The 16,895-nt window shown below is 59.7% G+C and carries 14 protein-coding genes; 5 read left to right on the top strand and 9 right to left on the bottom strand.

Going from position 1 to position 16,895, the window contains the following annotated elements; genetic code table 11:
* Positions 1-17 precede the first annotated feature (17 nt).
* The 8 genes from LOY38_RS02980 to LOY38_RS03015 form a co-directional block, all read right to left on the bottom strand.
* Positions 18-1,940 (bottom strand): PrkA family serine protein kinase, encoded by a 1,923-nt coding sequence (locus LOY38_RS02980; RefSeq protein WP_007904259.1) that lies wholly within the window; start codon positions 1,938-1,940, stop codon positions 18-20.
* A 296-nt stretch (positions 1,941-2,236) separates the two neighbouring features.
* Positions 2,237-2,566: a thiosulfate sulfurtransferase GlpE gene (gene glpE / locus LOY38_RS02985; RefSeq protein ID WP_258698792.1), complete on the bottom strand. Its 330-nt coding sequence runs from the start codon at positions 2,564-2,566 to the stop codon at positions 2,237-2,239.
* Positions 2,567-2,599: 33 nt separating this feature from the next.
* Entirely contained in the window at positions 2,600-3,481 is an 882-nt protein-coding gene (locus tag LOY38_RS02990; RefSeq protein ID WP_258698793.1) for a symmetrical bis(5'-nucleosyl)-tetraphosphatase, read from the bottom strand.
* On the bottom strand, positions 3,481-3,861 hold the full coding sequence (gene apaG, locus LOY38_RS02995; protein WP_258698794.1) for a Co2+/Mg2+ efflux protein ApaG: 381 nt from the start codon (positions 3,859-3,861) through the stop codon (positions 3,481-3,483). The genes LOY38_RS02990 and apaG overlap by 1 nt, the downstream gene beginning before the upstream one ends.
* Before the next feature lie 115 nt (positions 3,862-3,976).
* A complete protein-coding gene (gene rsmA, locus LOY38_RS03000) occupies positions 3,977-4,795 on the bottom strand; it encodes a 16S rRNA (adenine(1518)-N(6)/adenine(1519)-N(6))-dimethyltransferase RsmA (RefSeq protein WP_258698795.1) in 819 nt (272 codons plus the stop codon).
* Positions 4,792-5,781: a 4-hydroxythreonine-4-phosphate dehydrogenase PdxA gene (gene pdxA, locus LOY38_RS03005; protein WP_258698796.1), complete on the bottom strand. Its 990-nt coding sequence runs from the start codon at positions 5,779-5,781 to the stop codon at positions 4,792-4,794. Before pdxA ends, rsmA begins: the two co-directional genes overlap by 4 nt.
* Positions 5,778-7,094: a peptidylprolyl isomerase SurA gene (surA, locus tag LOY38_RS03010; protein WP_258698797.1), complete on the bottom strand. Its 1,317-nt coding sequence runs from the start codon at positions 7,092-7,094 to the stop codon at positions 5,778-5,780. The genes pdxA and surA overlap by 4 nt, the downstream gene beginning before the upstream one ends.
* Positions 7,075-9,849: an LPS-assembly protein LptD gene (locus LOY38_RS03015; protein WP_258698798.1), complete on the bottom strand. Its 2,775-nt coding sequence runs from the start codon at positions 9,847-9,849 to the stop codon at positions 7,075-7,077. Before LOY38_RS03015 ends, surA begins: the two co-directional genes overlap by 20 nt.
* 130 nt (positions 9,850-9,979) lie before the next feature.
* Here LOY38_RS03015 and LOY38_RS03020 point away from each other — a divergent pair, with 130 nt between their 5' ends.
* From LOY38_RS03020 to LOY38_RS03030, 3 genes are read left to right on the top strand one after another with little or no spacing between them, the layout of a single operon-like run.
* The gene (locus LOY38_RS03020) at positions 9,980-10,999 is read left to right on the top strand and encodes an aminoglycoside phosphotransferase family protein (protein ID WP_258698799.1); all 1,020 of its coding nucleotides are present in this window, start codon (positions 9,980-9,982) and stop codon (positions 10,997-10,999) included.
* Positions 10,996-11,667 carry an N-acetylmuramate alpha-1-phosphate uridylyltransferase MurU gene (gene murU / locus LOY38_RS03025; RefSeq protein WP_258698800.1) on the top strand — a complete coding sequence of 224 codons (672 nt, stop codon included), beginning with the start codon at positions 10,996-10,998 and terminating at the stop codon, positions 11,665-11,667. The genes LOY38_RS03020 and murU overlap by 4 nt, the downstream gene beginning before the upstream one ends.
* 1 nt (position 11,668) lies before the next feature.
* A complete protein-coding gene (locus LOY38_RS03030) occupies positions 11,669-12,436 on the top strand; it encodes a TerB family tellurite resistance protein (protein ID WP_258698801.1) in 768 nt (255 codons plus the stop codon).
* A gap of 69 nt (positions 12,437-12,505) precedes the next feature.
* Here LOY38_RS03030 and LOY38_RS03035 read toward each other — a convergent pair whose 3' ends face one another.
* The gene (locus LOY38_RS03035; RefSeq protein ID WP_258698802.1) at positions 12,506-13,498 is read right to left on the bottom strand and encodes an alpha/beta hydrolase family protein; all 993 of its coding nucleotides are present in this window, start codon (positions 13,496-13,498) and stop codon (positions 12,506-12,508) included.
* Between the two features lie 73 nt (positions 13,499-13,571).
* Between LOY38_RS03035 and LOY38_RS03040 the strand changes: the two genes are divergently transcribed.
* Both LOY38_RS03040 and LOY38_RS03045 read left to right on the top strand, forming a co-directional pair.
* Positions 13,572-15,968: a PAS domain S-box protein gene (locus LOY38_RS03040; RefSeq protein ID WP_258698803.1), complete on the top strand. Its 2,397-nt coding sequence runs from the start codon at positions 13,572-13,574 to the stop codon at positions 15,966-15,968.
* A 142-nt stretch (positions 15,969-16,110) separates the two neighbouring features.
* The gene (locus LOY38_RS03045) at positions 16,111-16,752 is read left to right on the top strand and encodes a response regulator transcription factor (RefSeq protein WP_258698804.1); all 642 of its coding nucleotides are present in this window, start codon (positions 16,111-16,113) and stop codon (positions 16,750-16,752) included.
* The last annotated feature ends 143 nt before the right edge of the window (positions 16,753-16,895 follow it).

The following is a 16,895-nucleotide window of genomic DNA, read 5'->3' on the forward strand; positions in this document are numbered from 1 at the left end:
GTCTGACCGGCAGCGGGTTACTGTGATTTTCTGACTCGCAGATACCACTCGGACAGCAGTCGTACCTGTTTGTCGGTGTAGCCCCGTTCGACCATCCGTGTGACGAAGTCGTTGTGTTTCTGCTGGTCCTCTTTGCTGGCCTTGGCATTGAAGCTGATGACTGGCAGCAGGTCCTCGGTGTTGGAGAACATTTTCTTCTCGATGACCACCCGCAGTTTTTCGTAGCTGAGCCAGGTTGGGTTTTTGCCGTTGTTGTTGGCACGGGCGCGCAGTACGAAGTTGACGATTTCGTTGCGGAAATCCTTCGGATTGCTGATGCCGGCCGGTTTCTCGATTTTCTCCAGTTCCTCGTTCAGTGCCACGCGGTTGAGGATCTCGCCGGTTTCCGGGTCGCGGTATTCCTGATCCTGAATCCAGAAGTCGGCGTACAGCACGTAGCGATCGAAGATGTTCTGGCCGTACTCGCTGTAAGACTCGAGGTAGGCAGTCTGGATCTCCTTGCCGATGAATTCGATATAACGCGGCGCCAGGTACTCTTTCAGGAAGCGCAGATAGCGTTCGCGGGTCTCGGCCTGGAATTGTTCCTGTTCGATCTGCTGTTCCAGCACGTAGAGCAGATGCACCGGGTTGGCGGCGATTTCGTGCGGATCGAAGTTGAAGACCTTCGACAGAATCTTGAAGGCGAAGCGGGTCGACAGGCCGTTCATGCCTTCATCGACACCCGCGGCGTCACGGTATTCCTGGATCGACTTGGCCTTCGGATCGGTATCCTTGAGGTTTTCGCCGTCATACACGCGCATCTTGGAGTAGATGTTGGAGTTTTCCGGCTCTTTGAGGCGCGAGAGCACCGTGAACTGAGCGAGCATTTTCAGGGTGTCGGGCGCGCAATGGGCCTTGGCCAGCGAACTGTTGAACAGAAGCTTGTCGTAGATCTTCACTTCGTCGCTGACGCGCAGGCAGTACGGCACTTTGACGATATAGATCCGGTCGATGAACGCTTCGTTGTTCTTGTTGTTCCGGAAGGTGTGCCATTCCGATTCGTTGGAGTGGGCCAGCAGGATCCCGGTAAACGGAATCGCCCCCAGGCCTTCGGTACTGTTGTAGTTACCTTCCTGGGTGGCGGTCAGCAATGGGTGCAGCACCTTGATCGGTGCCTTGAACATTTCGACGAACTCCATCAGGCCCTGGTTGGCCCGGCACAGTGCCCCCGAGTAGCTGTAGGCATCGGCATCGTTCTGCGGGAACTCTTCCAGTTTGCGAATATCGACCTTGCCCACCAGTGCCGAGATGTCCTGGTTGTTTTCATCTCCCGGCTCGGTTTTCGCGACCGCAATCTGGTTGAGGATCGACGGATAGAGTTTCACCACGCGGAACTGACTGATGTCGCCGCCGAATTCGGCCAGGCGCTTGGTGGCCCATGGCGACATGATGGTATTGAGATAGCGCCGGGGAATGCCGAAGTCTTCCTCGAGGATCGCGCCATCTTCCGTGGCGTTGAACAAACCCAGAGGCGATTCGAAAACCGGCGAGCCCTTGATTGCGTAGAAGGGCACTTTCTCGATCAGCTGTTTGAGCTTTTCGGCCAGGGACGACTTACCGCCACCGACAGGGCCGAGCAGATAGAGGATCTGTTTCTTTTCTTCCAGGCCCTGAGCGGCATGGCGGAAATACGACACGATCTGGTCGATGCATTCTTCCATCCCGTGGAAGTCTTCAAAGGCCGGATAGCGGCGGATCACCTTGTTGGAAAAGATTCGTGACAGCCTCGAGTTGGTGGAGGTGTCGAGCAGCTCCGGTTCACCGATGGCCAGCAAGAGACGCTCGGCCGCGGAAACGTAGGCGCTGCGGTCCTTTTTGCACAGCTCCAGGTACTCTTGCAGCGAGAGTTCTTCCTGGCGCGTGGACTCGAAGCGTTGTTGGAAGTGGCTAAAGATACTCATGACGTCACCTCGCTCGATACGTGGAGCCGACGCCGGATCAGTCAGTCGATGCTGGCAAGCAACTGAATATGCAGTTGCTGTTTACCCCCCAGAACACCTCCGGGGTATAAACCCCGAAAGCTACTCCCGATGACCCGTGCGCCGGTGTACCGGCTCTCCCCTGTTTTGGATGGCCTGCGCTTAAGGATAGTTGGGAATTCGGGAGGTAAAGGCGAGATACGTAATTAGTTGTGGCAGACCGTTCGTCTGCCACCGCGCGAGCCCGCAGTAGCCGGGGCTTGCGCGTTACAAAAAAATTATTCGGAAGTGCCTTGCGCCGTTTCCGAAGGATAAGTCGTACGCCACAGCTCAAAACCGCCGTCCATGCTGTAGACGTCGGAGAAGCCCTGGCTGATCAGGTAAGCGGCGGCACTTTGGCTGGAATTACCGTGGTAGCAGACCACCACAGTCGGCGCGTCGAGGTCGGCGGCACGGATGAAATCCGCGATGGAATGGTTGTCCAGATGCTTCGAGCCGGCGATGTGCAGCGCGGCAAAAGTTGCCGGGTCGCGGATATCGACTACCACCGCGCCTTGTTCGCGCAGGGTCTGGGCCTGTTCTGGGGGGATGCGTTTGAATTCGCTCATGGCGGGCTCCTGTGGCTCGGCTGAAAGCGCAGTCTAGCGCGGGGCGCTGGCTGACGTTTGTTCGGGAATAGAGGTGGCGACTGGCGGTCGAACGTGGCCATGGGCGTCGCATTTGCATTGCAGGCGCTCAAAGGTGTCGACGTTCATCAGGGTCATGGCACCGCCCCAGACGCATCCGGTATCGAGTGCAAACAGACCGGGCTCGTTGCACTGGCCTTCGAGTGCAGCCCAATGGCCGAAGATGATCTTCAGGCCTTTGGTCTTGCGCTCCTTGTGCCTGAACCACGGCGCATAACCCGGCGGTGCAGTGTCGATGCCTTCCTTGCCTTTGAGATCGAGTTTGCCGTCGCTGGTGCAAAAACGCATCCGGGTTAAATAGTTGGTGATGACTCGCAGGCGGGCCGCGCCTTTGAGGTCGTTGTCCCATTTCACCGGTTCGTTGCCATACATACCGTCAAGGTAAGGCGCGAAGCGGTTGTCGTCGCGCAGGGCTTCTTCGACTTCGGCGGCGCATTTCAAGGCTTTGCGCAGCGACCATTGTGGCGGGATGCCGGCATGGACCAGGGCGATTTCGCGTTGTTCATCGTAGTGCATGAGCTTTTGCTGGCGAACCCACTCCAACAGATCCGCGCTATCGGGCGCTTCGAGGATCTCACGCAAGGTGTCGGCTTTCTTCAGGCGTTCGATGTTTTGCCCGACTGCCAGCAAGTGCAGGTCATGGTTGCCGAGTACGCAGATCAGCGATTCGCGGATGCTATAGAGGAAACGCAAGGTTTCCAGCGACTGTGGGCCTCGGTTGACCAGATCGCCCACCAGCCACAAACGGTCCCGGGCAGGGTCGAAGGCGACTTGCTTGAGCAGGCATTGCAGCGGTTCAAGGCAACCTTGCACATCGCCGACGGCGTACGTCGCCATCAGTGCAGGGCTCCGGGTACCGCCAGACGGAACGGTGCGATGATGGCGTCGAAGTGTTTACCATCGTCGGCGACCATCTGGTAGGTGCCCTGCATGGTGCCGACCTTGGATGTCATGACGGTACCGCTGCTGTAAGTGTGGCTCTGGCCCACATCGATCAATGGTTGTTGGCCGACAACGCCTGCGCCGCGAACCTCCTCGACATGCCCGTCGCCATCGGTGATCACCCAATGCCGTGAAAGCAGCTTGGCGGGTAGCAGGCCATTGTTCTGCACGGTGATGGTGTAGGCGAAGGCAAAGCGGTTGTGCTCGGGTTGCGATTGTTCTGCCAGATAGCGGGTGACGACGCTGACGTCGACCTGATAACGAGGATCGGACATGCAAAAGGCCTTAGAAACGAAGCGGGACGCGGGGCGTAACTGATAGAACTCAGTCTAGGCCAAGTATCGGGTAGTAAACCAGAGTAGCGTCCTACCCGATAGCGCTCATCGCCTGTCAGTCGGTGGCAGGCTTTTGTAGGGCTTGTTCGCTGAGCTTGTCGGCCAGCCGCACGAAGGCAGCCAGGTCGAGCTGCTCGGGGCGCAGGCTGCCATCGACGCCGGCGGCTTCGATTTCGTCATTGCTCAGCAGCAGTTTCAGCGTATTGCGCAGGGTTTTGCGGCGCTGGTTGAAGGCTTCGCGCACAACGCGCTCCAGCAGACGATGATCCTTGGCCGGGTGAGGCAGCACCGCGTGGGGCACCAGGCGCACGATCGCGGAGTCGACTTTGGGCGGAGGATTGAACGCGCCCGGGCCGACATTGAACAGATGCTCGACCCGACAATGGTACTGAACCATGATCGACAGGCGACCCCAGTCACCGCCGCCAGGCCCCGCCGCCAGGCGCTCGACCACTTCCTTTTGCAGCATGAAGTGCATGTCGCGTATCAGGTTGGCGTTGTGCAACAGGTGAAAGATCAGCGGGGTAGAGATGTTGTACGGCAGGTTGCCGACCACTCGCAGGCTGTTCGGCGCGGCGTTCAGGCTGTTGAAGTCAAACTTCAGCGCGTCGCCCTGATGCAGGTTGAAGTTGCTCTTGCTGGCGAACTGCTGGTTGAGGATCGGGATCAGGTCCTTGTCCAGCTCTACGACGTCCAGTTGGGCGCCGCTGTTGAGCAGGCCTGCGGTCAATGCACCCTGGCCCGGGCCGATTTCCAGCAGGCGGTCTTCGGGTTTGGCGTGAATGGAGCGCAGGATGCGGTCGATAACGCCGGCATCGTGCAGGAAATTCTGGCCGAAGCGCTTGCGCGCCCGGTGCTGGTAATGCTCGGTCATAAATGGGTCTCGGCCATCTGGTAGGCGGTTTCCAGGGCGACTTGCAGGCTGCCGGTGTCGATGTTGCCGCTACCGGCCAGATCCAGGGCGGTGCCGTGGTCGACCGACGTGCGGATGATCGGCAAGCCGAGGGTCACGTTGACTGCCGCGCCGAAGCCTTTGTATTTCAGCACGGGCAGGCCCTGGTCGTGGTACATCGCCAGCACTGCGTCGCAGTGCTCCAGATATTTGGGGGTAAACAGAGTGTCGGCGGGCAGGGGGCCGCGAAGGTCCATGCCCTCGCCGCGCAGGCGCTCTAACGTAGGTTCGATGATGTCGATTTCTTCATGGCCCAGGTGGCCGCCTTCACCGGCGTGCGGGTTAAGCCCGCAGACCAGGATGCGTGGCTGGGCGATGCCGAATTTTTCTTGCAGGTCGGTATGCAGAATCCGCGTGACCCGCTCCAGGCGCTCCGGCGTGATTGCGTCGGCGATCTCGCGCAGGGGCAGGTGAGTGGTGACCAGCGCCACGCGCAAGCCGCGGGTGGCAAGCATCATCACCACTTGCTCGGTGTGGGTCAGGTCAGCAAGAAATTCGGTGTGCCCGGAAAAGGCGATCCCGGATTCATTGATCACGCCCTTATGGACAGGGGCGGTGATCATGCCGGCGAAATGCCCATCAAGGCAGCCTTGGCCTGCGCGGGTCAGGGTTTCCAGGACGAAAGCCGCATTGGCCTTGTCCAGTTGCCCGGCGGTGACCCTGGCGTTGAGCGGCGTATCCCATACATACAGGCTGTTGGCCGGTGCAGGAACATCCGGCCAGCTGTCCGGCGCTACCGGCAGCAGATCGACAACCACGCCCAGCTGCGCGGCCCGCTCGATGAGCAGGTCGCGGCTGGTAATGGCAATCAGAGGGTGTGGCTGGGCTTGCGAGGCGAGCAGCAGGCACAGGTCAGGACCTATGCCGGCCGGCTCGCCGGGGGTCAGCGCGAAACGCTTGGGTTTCACTGCGTTGCCTGGTCTGCACCAGGGAGTTTGATCTCTACATACGCTTCGTCACGGATCTGACGCAGCCAGGTTTGCAGCTCTTCATCGTATTTGCGGTTACGCAGTACGGTCATCGCTTGTTGCTCGCGGGCCTGGGTGGTGCTGTCAGTGGCGCGACGGCCAAGGACTTCCAGAACGTGCCAGCCATATTGGGTCTTGAATGGTTTGGACAACTGACCTTGTGGGGTCTTGGCCATCACTTCGCGGAACTCAGGTACCAGGGCATTCGGGTCGATCCAGTTCAGGTCGCCACCGTTGAGGGCGGAACCCGGATCTTCCGAGAAGCTTTTCGCCAGTTCGCCGAAATCTTCGCCCGCTTCGATACGGGAGTAGAGCGATTGAGCCAGGGCTTTGGTTTTTTCTTCGTCGCGGATCGGGCTTGGTTTGACCAGGATGTGACGCACATGCACTTCGTCACGCACCTGGGCTTCGCCGCCACGCTTGTCGAGGATCTTCAGGATAATGAAGCCGCCCGGGGTGCGCATTGGCTGGGTCACATCGCCAACCGCCATGGTGCTCAGCAGGCGATCGAACGGAGGTGGCAGTTGAGCGGCTTTACGCCAGCCCATGTCGCCGCCTTCCAGCGCGGTTTCGCTGGCGGATTTGGCGATTGCCAACTGACCGAAGTCAGCGCCTTGCTTGAGTTGCTGGTAAACCGCGTCGGCTTGTTTGGCGGCATTCTGAATGGCGTCGGAGTTAGCGCTTTCCGGCGTAGGAATCAGGATGTTGGCCAGACGAAACTCTTCGGACAGCTGCATTTTGCCCAGATCGGATGCCAGGAAGTTCTTCACTTCCTGTTCGGAAACCTGGATGCGCTCGGCCACACGACGCTGACGCACGCGGCTGATGATCATCTCGCGACGAATCTGGTCACGGGCGTCTTCATAAGACAGGCCGTCGCGAGTCAGGGCGGCGCGGAATTGATCCAAAGACATGTTGTTGCGCTGGGCAATGGTGCCGACAGCCTGGTTCAGTTCTTCATCGGTAATGCGGATGCCAGAACGCTCGCCAATCTGCAATTGCAGGTTTTCGACGATCAGACGCTCAAGCACCTGCTGATCCAGTACGCCGGCAGGCGGTACGGCAGCGCCGCGTTTGGCGATGGTTTGCTGAACTTCATGGACACGCTGGTCCAGCTGGCTCTGCATGACCACGTCGTTATCGACGATGGCCACCACTTTATCGATGGACTGTACCGCGGCGTTGGCCGCGGTACCCAGGAACAGCGCGCCCAGCATCAGCGGGCGCAGACAATCAGAAAGCTTGGTCTTCACGTTCACGATAACCTTGGATGCCTTTGTCGAGGAAGCTCTCTACTTTGGCGCCGGTGAGGCCGCCGAGTCCCTTCAGAACAATTTGGAGGAAGACGCCGTGGTCGCCTTTTTCGTTTTCCGGAGCGTTTTGACTGTTTTCGTCATAAGCAACCCAGTAACGGTTGATCAGGCGCAGTTTCCAGCAGCAGTTGTCGTACTCGAAACCACCGAAGGCTTCCAGGGTACGGTTACGGTTGTAGTCATACTGCCAGCGGCTGATGGCGTTCCACTGCGGCACGATCGGCCAGATCACCGAGAAGTCGTGCTGTTTGATCTTGTAGTAGTCCTTCACATAGTTCGCGTCGCCCGGAGAACCGTAGTCGCCACCGCCCACCGACCATCTACCGGTGTTCTGGTCATAACGGACCTGGTCATTGCGATAGCGATAACCGGCGTTGATAACCTTGTTCGGGTTGTCTTCAGGCTGATAGTGGAACATCGCGCTGCCCGAGCGAGGGCTGCGGCTGTCCGGGTCCCAGTTGTAGTCGGCAGTGGTGCGCCAGTCGCGGTTCCAGCGGTATTCGTATTCCAGTGCATACGGCGAAACGTTGGCCTTGGCGTCATCCCGGTCATCGAAAGCGACACCCGGCAGTTGGACTTTACGGTCCTTGAAGTACAAGGCCTGGCCGACGCTGATGCGTTGACGTTCGAAGCCGTTGTCTTCAATCCAGCGGTTGGTCACGCCCAGCGACAGTTTGTTCTCGTCGCCGACACGGTCGGAGCCGGAGAAACGGTTGTCACGGAACAGCGACGCGTAGTTGAAGGTGTATTCGCCGGTGTCAAAGACTGGAATATCGGTCTGATCCTTCTCTGGAACATAGAGATAGAACAGGCGCGGTTCCAGGGTTTGGCGATAATTCTTGCCGAACCATTGAGTGTTGCGATCGAAATACAGGCCGCTGTCGATACTGGCAATCGGTACGCCACGGTTCTGATTACGGCTGTAGCTCTCATCTGCAAGTAGAGTGTTTTTGCCCCGCTGATCCAGGTCCAGATCGTACTGGGTGTACTGGTACTTCAGGGACGGTTTCAAGAAACCATAAGTCCAGTTCAACGGCAGGCTGACACCCGGCTTGAGGTTCAAGCGGTTGCCATTGGCGCGTGCCAGGCCCTGTACGTTGTTATCAAGGCGCGATTCGACAGTGCCATCTTCGTTTACGAAGTTACCGTTCTTCAAATCACGGTCGAACCGGACGGCCTCTGTCTCGTAATCGAAATTCAGGCCTTCCGGATGATACGGCAGCTGACCATTGAAGGTGATCTGCGGCAAACGATCATACGGCGTGATGTTCGAAACGGTCGCCAGCTGATAAGCCTGGGCGTTCAAGCGAGCGGTGTAGCTGTCGCCACGATAGGTGACAGAACCCTGCTGGTTTACGTAATCAGCGCTTTTCACACCAATCTGGTCGGTCTGCAGATCCTGGAAGTAATACGGATCGCTGATCTTGGTGTAGTCGACCTGTGTGAAGACCCGCGAATCCAACCCGCCCTTGTGCTGCCAGTTATACATGTAGCGGTTTTTCTGGTAGTCGGTTTGCTTGCTGCGATCGGTGTCTTCGTCGTTGAGGTACGCTGCGCCGAACTGACCTTCGCTGGACTTGGTCAGGTAGCGGAATTCGCCTTCCATCAACAGCCCGTGCTTGCTCATGTAGCGCGGGTACAACGTGGCATCGTAGTTCGGTGCCAGGTTGAAGTAGTACGGAGTGACCAGCATGAAGCCGGTATCGCTGCCGGTGCCGATGGTCGGCGGCAGGAAGCCGGACTGGCGACGGTCGTCGATCGGGAAATAGATGTACGGCGTGTACAGAACCGGAATGTCCTTGACCCGCAGCGTCACGTTGGTCGCGGTACCGAAACCGGTCGCCGGGTTCAAGGTGATGTTGTTGCCCTTGAGCTGCCAGGCATTGCTGTTCGGTTCGCACGTGGTGTACGTACCATCCTTGAGACGGATGATCGCGTTCTCGGCACGTTTGGCGTACAGCGCGTTACCGCGGATACGCGACTTGTGCATCACGTATTCGGCGTTGTCGACCTTGGCTTCACCGGTGTCGAGCTGCACGTCGGCGTGGTCGCCCACGATCAGTGCGCCATTGTCGCGAATGCGCACGTTGCCGCTCAATTCGCCACGGCTCTCGGCCTGGTACAGGTTCGCTTCGTCGGCTTCGACCTGCATGCTGCCCTGACGCATGACCACGTCACCGGCCAGGGCAGCGACCTGCTCTTCCTGCTTATAGCGGGAGGCCTTGGCACCGATAAAGGTCGGAGCGTCACTTTTATTCGTCTTGTCATTCATGCCAGGACGAATCGGTTCGATATAGGAACCAGAGCAGTAAGGACCGGTTTCGGCCAATTGCGCTGCAGTGAGCTTCTCGCGTGGAACCCAGTCGAGGTGGCTGTAGTCTTCACTACGCGACTTCAGGCCGCGGCCCTTGGACTCGGTAACCAGCACAGGCTTGGCGCCGGTGTCTTCACTGGAGCCGGTGCCTGCCGGGGTTTCGCCAGTGGCGGAAACTGCGCTGCCATCATGGACAGGACGCGGTGGCAATGCGGCTGCCGGCGCTTTTGGCGCACAGTCCCAGGCACCCGAAGCAGAGACTGAGCAGTCATACTGTTCCGCGGCGACCACGAACGACGTGGCCAAGGGTTGGAGGGCCAGCAGACTGCCGGTGACCAACAACGGAAATTTTTTACGAAACGCGGGGGATTTCAATGCCATCTTATTAGTCCGGGCTTCCTGCGTGCCATCTGCCCGCGGTGTGGGCCGCACGCCTCTCGATGGTCTGAAAAAGATGCTGGATAATAAAGCATGACCCGCTTGACGGCTAGCGCCGTCGGAGACCCTTGCAATGCCTGACCAAGATGTACGCTTGCAACACCTGAAAGTTTGGCTCGATGAACAGTTGGCTATCCTCTTTGCAGAACAGGGCTGGGGTGCCGTACCCCCGGCCACGTTGACCGCGGCCAGTAGCGACGCGAGTTTTCGGCGCTATTTCCGCTGGGACGGCGCAGGCAGAAGCTTCGTCGTGATGGACGCGCCGCCCCCCCAGGAAAACTGCAAGCCCTTCGTGGATATTGCTTTTCTGCTGGCGAAATCCGGAATAAATGTGCCAAAAATTTATGCCGAAGACCTTGAGCGTGGTTTTCTTTTGCTCAATGACCTGGGCAACAAGACTTACCTGGACGTGATCGACAGCGAAAATGCCGACGATTTGTTCAAGGATGCCCTGCAAGCACTGCTGGCTTTTCAGCAGTTGCCGATGGTGGCGCCGTTGCCGAGTTATGACGTGGCGTTGCTGCGTCGCGAGCTGGAGCTGTTTCCCGAGTGGTACGTGAAACGTGAGTTGGGCATCGAGTTCGACCCGGCGCAGCAAGTGCTCTGGCAGCAGGTCAGCGACCTGCTGATCGACAGCGCTCTGGCCCAGCCCAAAGTCTTGGTGCATCGCGACTACATGCCGCGCAACCTGATGCTCAGCGAGCCGAATCCCGGCGTGCTGGATTTCCAGGACGCGGTCTACGGGCCGGTGACTTATGACGTGACCTGCCTGTTCAAGGACGCGTTCCTCAGCTGGCCTGAAGAGCGCGTGCGCGGTTGGCTGGCTGATTACTGGCAGCAAGCCGGCGCGCTCGACATCCCGGTCCAGCCTGACTTCGAAGACTTCCTGCGCGCCAGCGACCTGATGGGCGTGCAGCGTCACTTGAAAGTCATCGGCATCTTCGCCCGCATCTGTCATCGCGATGGCAAGCCACGCTATCTCGGCGATGTGCCGCGCTTCTTCGCTTATATAGACGCGGTCATCGCCCGTCGCCCTGAACTGGCGGAGCTGGATGTGTTGCTGGCCAGTCTGCGTGCCGGAGCAAAGGCATGAAGGCAATGATTCTGGCAGCGGGTAAGGGCGAACGCATGCGCCCGCTGACCCTGACCACGCCAAAACCGCTGGTTCGTGCCGGCGGAGTGCCCCTGATCGAGTATCACCTGCGCGCTTTGGCAGCAGCAGGGTTTACCGAGATCGTGATCAACCATGCCTGGCTCGGTCAGCAGATAGAAGATTATCTGGGGGATGGCTCGCAATATGGCGTGAGCATTCAGTACTCGCCGGAAGGTGAACCGCTGGAAACCGGCGGCGGAATATTCCGCGCATTACCATTGTTGGGGGGCGAGGCCTTCGTGGTGGTCAACGGCGATATCTGGACCGACTACGACTTCAGCGTGTTGCACCAGCCTATCGTCGGGCTCGCTCATTTGGTACTGGCGGATAACCCGGCGCATCACCCGAGCGGAGATTTCACCCTGGTCGATGGCCATGTGCGGGATGGTCAGCCGGATACATCAACCCTGACCTACAGTGGCATCGCCGTGCTGCACCCGCAGCTGTTTGACGGTTGCTCGGCCGGGGCCTTCAAGCTTGCGCCGCTGCTGCGCAAAGCCATGGCTGAGGGGCAGGTGACCGGCGAACGCCTGAGAGGGCATTGGGTGGATGTCGGCACGCATGAGCGCCTGGCTGAAGTAGACACTCTGATAGAAGCGAGACGCTGACATGTTGTGGCCAGGGACTCTGATTGGAGCCGGAGCGGGCTTTGCCATAGCCAGCATTCCGGGGGCCATGCTCGGCGCTTTGTTGGGACAGGCGCTGGATCGGCGCTTGCACCTGCAGAGCTGGGCGCATTTATGGGAAAAATTCGGTGGCCGCTCGGTGCTGCGCAACGATGAACTGCTGTTCGTGCTGCTGGGCCGATTGGCCAAAAGCGATGGGCGGGTAGTGGATGGGCACATCCAGCAGGCGCGGCAGGAAATGCGTTCGTTGGAGATGACCGAATCGGCGCAACGTCGCGCCATTGCCGCCTTCAACCGCGGTAAGTCGGGACACGACCGGTTGCGTAGTTATCTGCGACGCTTGAGTGCTCAACCCCATGCGGCGGAAGGCGTGTTGCGTGCCTGTTGGCGGATGGTCTGGGCCGATGGCCGTGCTGGTAGCAGTGAGCGCGAACTGATTGCCCAGTGGGGCAAGTGGTTGGGCTGGACGTCACAACAGGTGCAGGCCTTGGCGGCAGACTATGAGCCGCAGAAACGCCCATTGGTCAACGCCGCCCTGACTTACCAGGATGCCTTGCGGTTATTGGGAGTCTCGGCGACCAGCGAGCCTGCGCAAATCAAACGCGCCTATCGACGCCTGCTCAGTCGCCATCACCCGGACAAGATTGCCGGCAGTGGCGCGACGGCGTTGCAGGTTCGTGAGGCGACGGACAAGACTCGTGAACTGCACAATGCCTACACGTTGATTCGTGAGCGGCGGGATTTCCGGTAGCAGGATAGGTATGTGTTGTTTGTGATGCCGCCATCGCGAGCAGGCTCGCGATTGGGGCGACGCGATCTGTCAGTTCGCCGCAGGCTGCGGATTCAACCATCCCCGCACCCGGCGAACCAACTGCTCTTGCTCTGCCTTGGCATTCCCCGGCAGGGCCTTGAGCGATACCTGGCTGAACGCCGAAGTCTTCAAACGTTTGTTGGCCTGCAAGCGTTCCAGTGCCGCGTTTCGATCCAGCGGTTTGTCGATGTAGAACATGTCGGCGACGGGCAGCTTGATCGTCGGCGTCAATTCGGCCAGCCCGGGCTTCGCCGTAATGGGTGTCTGGGCGGCGACCATCACGAATTTGCCGACTTGCGATGGCTGCTTTTCGCTCAGATAACGCGCGGCCCAGTAAGCGCCGGTACCATGGCCCAGCACAACGATACTGCGAGCGCTTTGCTGTTCGGCGTAGGCGATGGCTGCATCGATGCGAGCGAAGATTCGCTCGGCGTTGGCTTTGGCCTGTTCTTCGGTGGTTTCGGCGATGGCCTTGTCGGCCACCTCCGCTTCGCCGCCGGCCGCCTGTTCGATGGGTGCCGCGGTCGTGGAGTCTTTGCTGCCGGCATCAGGCGATTTGGGTGCTGGCGCCACTTCGACGATACGTGGCGCAATGGCTTCGCCTTGCAGGTCTGGCAAGGTGATACTCAGGCTGCTCCACTCGGCGTCTGGCAATTGGCGGCGCAATGGGCTGATCGCTTGCGGCCAGTCAACGGTTTCGCCAGCGCCCGGGATGATAATCACCGCGCCTTTGGGTTCGGCGGTATTGGCCGGTTTCCACAAGGCGAGAAAGCTATCGGTGCCGGCTTGCAGTTGTTGCTGTTCCTGAGCAGGGATTTTTCGCTCAAGTGCTGTCGCTTCTTCCTGACTACGCTCAAGCAGCGGCTGGCGTTCGACCGGTTTTTCTTCGGCGGGCTTTTCCGCAGCGGCAGGTGCGGGGTCGGCCGCCTCGACGGAAAAGGCGCACGGCAGGATCAGCGACAGGCACAATGCTGGCAGCGCCAGGCGGTAGACAGGGGGCATCGGATATTCCAGGCCAGAAGTTATTCCGGCAGCCTAATGGGTTGGTCAGTATTTGTCAGTGTGTGAGACTTCGATGATGCATTTTCGCTGCCTGTGGGTTATCGGCTGTTTGTGGTTTCCCTTGATGGGCTGGGCGGCGCCCGCGCCACCGGCGCATGTCGCGCAACTGTCGCCAGCGCAACAGCAATGGCTGGCGCAGCATGGCGAATTGCGGGTCGGGGTGGTGTTGCAAGCGCCCTATGCCCAATACGATCGCCGCTTGCAGCGACTGTCCGGGGTTAACGTCGAGTTGATGAAATGGCTGGCCAAGGCGCTCAAGGTCGAGCTGAGCTGGCGTAATTATCCTGATCTTGCGCAACTGGAAACCGCCGCGCGAGAAGGCGATATCGATATCGCGCCGGGGCTGACGCAAACCCCTGCCGGTTTGCGGTTCTGGCAGTTTTCCGATCCCTATATGCGGGTATCGCAACTGGTCGTCAGCGACCAGAAGAGCACCGGCACGGTGGAACTGGAAAAGCTCGACAGCCAGACCCGCGTCGCCGTGCGCATGCCCAGCGTCACCGCCGATTTCTTGCGTAGCAATTATCCTCATCTGAACCTGCAAGGCGTGCCTCTGGAGCGCCAGGCGCTGCAATTGTTGTTGAGTCAGCAGGCCGGCTACGCGGTGGTCGATGAAGCGCAATTCGGGCGTCTGTCGGCCGAGCCCGAATTCTCCGGGCTGGTCGTGGTGGGCGACATCGGTTTCCCGCAATTGCTGCGAGTGGCCACGCGTCGGGACTGGCCGGAACTGGCCGGCATCGTCGAGAGCGCGCTGCGGGCGATCCCGGCCAAGGACCTGGAGCACCTGCACAATCAGTGGCTGCAACCCAAGTACCCGCGGCTGTCCGAGTCGCCGGGATTCTGGAAAAACCTCTGCCTGCTCTTGCTGGTGTTGTTGCTGAGCAGCATGGCCATTGTGTTCTGGCAGCGTCGTCAGCAACACAGTCTGGAGCAACGACTGCTGGCGGCGCGCGAAGACATTGCCCTGCGCGAGGCCAGTGAAGAGGCCTTGCGCCTCACGCAGTTTTCCATCGACCAAAGCACCGTCGGCATCCTTTGGGTCAACTGGGACAGCCATGTGCGCTACGCCAACCGCGCAGCCGAAACCATGCTCGGCTACCCGGTGGGCGGGATCATTGATCGGCCATTGATCGATTTCGAGCCCGGCTTGCACATGGACCGCTGGCTGAACCTGTGGAAGCGCGCCCGAGCCAGCGAGGAAGGGCCGCTAAGTTTCGAAACCAATTGCGTGCGGGCCGATGGCAGTGTTCTGCCGGCGGATGTTTCGTTGAGCTTCTTGCGTTTTCGCGAGGGCGAATACCTGGTGGTTTACCTCAATGACGTCACCGAGCGTCGGCGTGCCCTGGCCGCCTTGCAGGAAAGCGAAGCGCGGCTGCAAGGGATCGCCGCCAATGTCCCCGGACTGGTCTTTCGTCTGGAGCGCGCGCCGGTGACAGGGCAGATCGACTTTGCCTACATCAGTGAAGGCAGCGAGAGCCTGGTGGGGTACTCGCCGGCCACCCTGGCCCATCGGGACAAAGGCCTGCGCAGCCTGGTGCATCCGGATGACAAGGCCAGTTACCACCAGACTCAGGATCATGCGCTGGATACCGACAGCGACTGGTCGTGGCAGGGGCGGATTCTGACCCGTCAGGGCGAACAGCGCTGGGCCGAGATCAAGGCCATCACCCGTCGACTTGAAGACGGCACCTATGTCTGGGACGGGATTGTCTGGGACATCACCGAGAGCAAACGCATCGAACTGGAGCTGGCCAGTTCCCGTGAGCAATTGCGCGAGTTGTCCGCGCACCTGGAGAGCGTGCGGGAAGAGGAAAAGGCCCGGATTGCCCGGGAAGTTCATGACGAGCTGGGGCAGATGCTGACCGTGCTGAAGCTGGAAACGTCAATGTGCGAACTGGCTTACGCCCAGCTCGATCCGGGCCTGCACGAGCGCTTGAACAGCATGAAGCGTTTGATCGCTCAGCTGTTTCAACTGGTGCGCGATGTGGCCACGGCGCTGCGGCCGCCGATTCTCGATGCCGGGATCGCCTCGGCCATCGAGTGGCAGGCGCGGCGGTTCGAGGCGCGCACGCAGATCCCGTGCCTGGTGCAGGTGCCGGATAACTTGCCGGTGCTCAGCGACGCCAAGGCCATCGGGCTGTTCCGGATCCTTCAGGAGGCGCTGACCAATGTCATGCGCCACGCCCAGGCGCATACTGTTGAACTGACGCTGGCCCTCGAGGGCGATGAACTCTGCCTGACGGTCAGCGATGATGGCGTAGGATTTGTCGCTGCTCCTGGCAGGCCGACATCGTTTGGCGTGGTTGGTATGCGTGAGCGGGTGTTGATCATGGGCGGGCAGTTGTCACTCGAGAGTGAGCCGGGGGAGGGGACGACCCTGAGTGTGCGAGTGCCGCTGGATGAAGCCTGAAGAGTTTGTGGTGTCTGTGCTGACGCCTTCGCGAGCAGGCTCGCTCCCACGGGGATGGGGTAATTACACAGATCTTTGACACACCGAAATCCAATGTGGGAGCGAGCCTGCTCGCGATGATCTTGGCTCTGACATAAGAAGAATGGAGAAGAACGTGATCCGTGTACTGGTAGCCGAAGACCACACCATCGTTCGCGAAGGCATCAAGCAATTGATCGGCCTGGCCAAGGACTTGCTGGTGGTAGGGGAGGCGAGCAATGGCGAGCAGTTACTCGAGACCTTGCGCCATGTTCCCTGCGAAGTGGTGTTGCTGGACATCTCCATGCCTGGGGTCAACGGTCTGGAAGCGATTCCGCGGATTCGCGCCTTGAACAACCCGCCGGCGATTCTGGTGCTGTCGATGCACGACGAGGCGCAGATGGCCGCCCGGGCATTGAAGGTCGGTGCCGCTGGCTACGCCACCAAGGACAGCGATCCGGCATTGCTGCTGACGGCGATCCGCAAGGTGGCGGCGGGCGGGCGCTACATCGACCCGGACCTGGCCGACCGCATGGTCTTCGAAGTCGGCCTGACCGATGCGCGGCCGTTGCACTCGTTGCTGTCGGAACGTGAATTCTCGGTGTTCGAACGCCTGGCCCAGGGCGCCAACGTCAACGACATCGCCCAGCAACTGGCCCTGAGCAGCAAAACCATCAGTACCCACAAGGCGCGGCTGATGCAGAAACTCAACATCACCTCCCTGGCCGAACTGGTGAAGTACGCGATGGAACACAAACTCCTCTAAAGAACACCGCCGTCCCCTGTGGGAGCGAGCTTGCTCGCGATGAGGCCGTATCAGTCAACATTGATATTGGCAGACAATCCGCTATCGCGAGCAAGCTCGCTCCCACAGGTATTTCCATCAACCGTCCAGTCGTGGACATATCC

Origin of the sequence: Pseudomonas sp. B21-015, assembly GCF_024749285.1 — a bacterium.
Taxonomy (GTDB): Bacteria; Pseudomonadota; Gammaproteobacteria; order Pseudomonadales; family Pseudomonadaceae; genus Aquipseudomonas.

Coding starts and splice junctions, on each gene's coding strand:
- LOY38_RS03035 (WP_258698802.1), bottom strand. CDS start 13,498: ATGCCCCCTGTCTACCGCCTGGCGCTGCCAGCATTGTGCCTGTCGCTG.
- LOY38_RS02990 (WP_258698793.1), bottom strand. CDS start 3,481: ATGGCGACGTACGCCGTCGGCGATGTGCAAGGTTGCCTTGAACCGCTG.
- LOY38_RS03020 (WP_258698799.1), top strand. CDS start 9,980: ATGCCTGACCAAGATGTACGCTTGCAACACCTGAAAGTTTGGCTCGAT.
- glpE (WP_258698792.1), bottom strand. CDS start 2,566: ATGAGCGAATTCAAACGCATCCCCCCAGAACAGGCCCAGACCCTGCGC.
- LOY38_RS03015 (WP_258698798.1), bottom strand. CDS start 9,849: ATGGCATTGAAATCCCCCGCGTTTCGTAAAAAATTTCCGTTGTTGGTC.
- rsmA (WP_258698795.1), bottom strand. CDS start 4,795: ATGACCGAGCATTACCAGCACCGGGCGCGCAAGCGCTTCGGCCAGAAT.
- murU (WP_258698800.1), top strand. CDS start 10,996: ATGAAGGCAATGATTCTGGCAGCGGGTAAGGGCGAACGCATGCGCCCG.
- LOY38_RS03030 (WP_258698801.1), top strand. CDS start 11,669: ATGTTGTGGCCAGGGACTCTGATTGGAGCCGGAGCGGGCTTTGCCATA.
- LOY38_RS03045 (WP_258698804.1), top strand. CDS start 16,111: ATGGAGAAGAACGTGATCCGTGTACTGGTAGCCGAAGACCACACCATC.
- apaG (WP_258698794.1), bottom strand. CDS start 3,861: ATGTCCGATCCTCGTTATCAGGTCGACGTCAGCGTCGTCACCCGCTAT.
- LOY38_RS03040 (WP_258698803.1), top strand. CDS start 13,572: ATGATGCATTTTCGCTGCCTGTGGGTTATCGGCTGTTTGTGGTTTCCC.
- LOY38_RS02980 (WP_007904259.1), bottom strand. CDS start 1,940: ATGAGTATCTTTAGCCACTTCCAACAACGCTTCGAGTCCACGCGCCAG.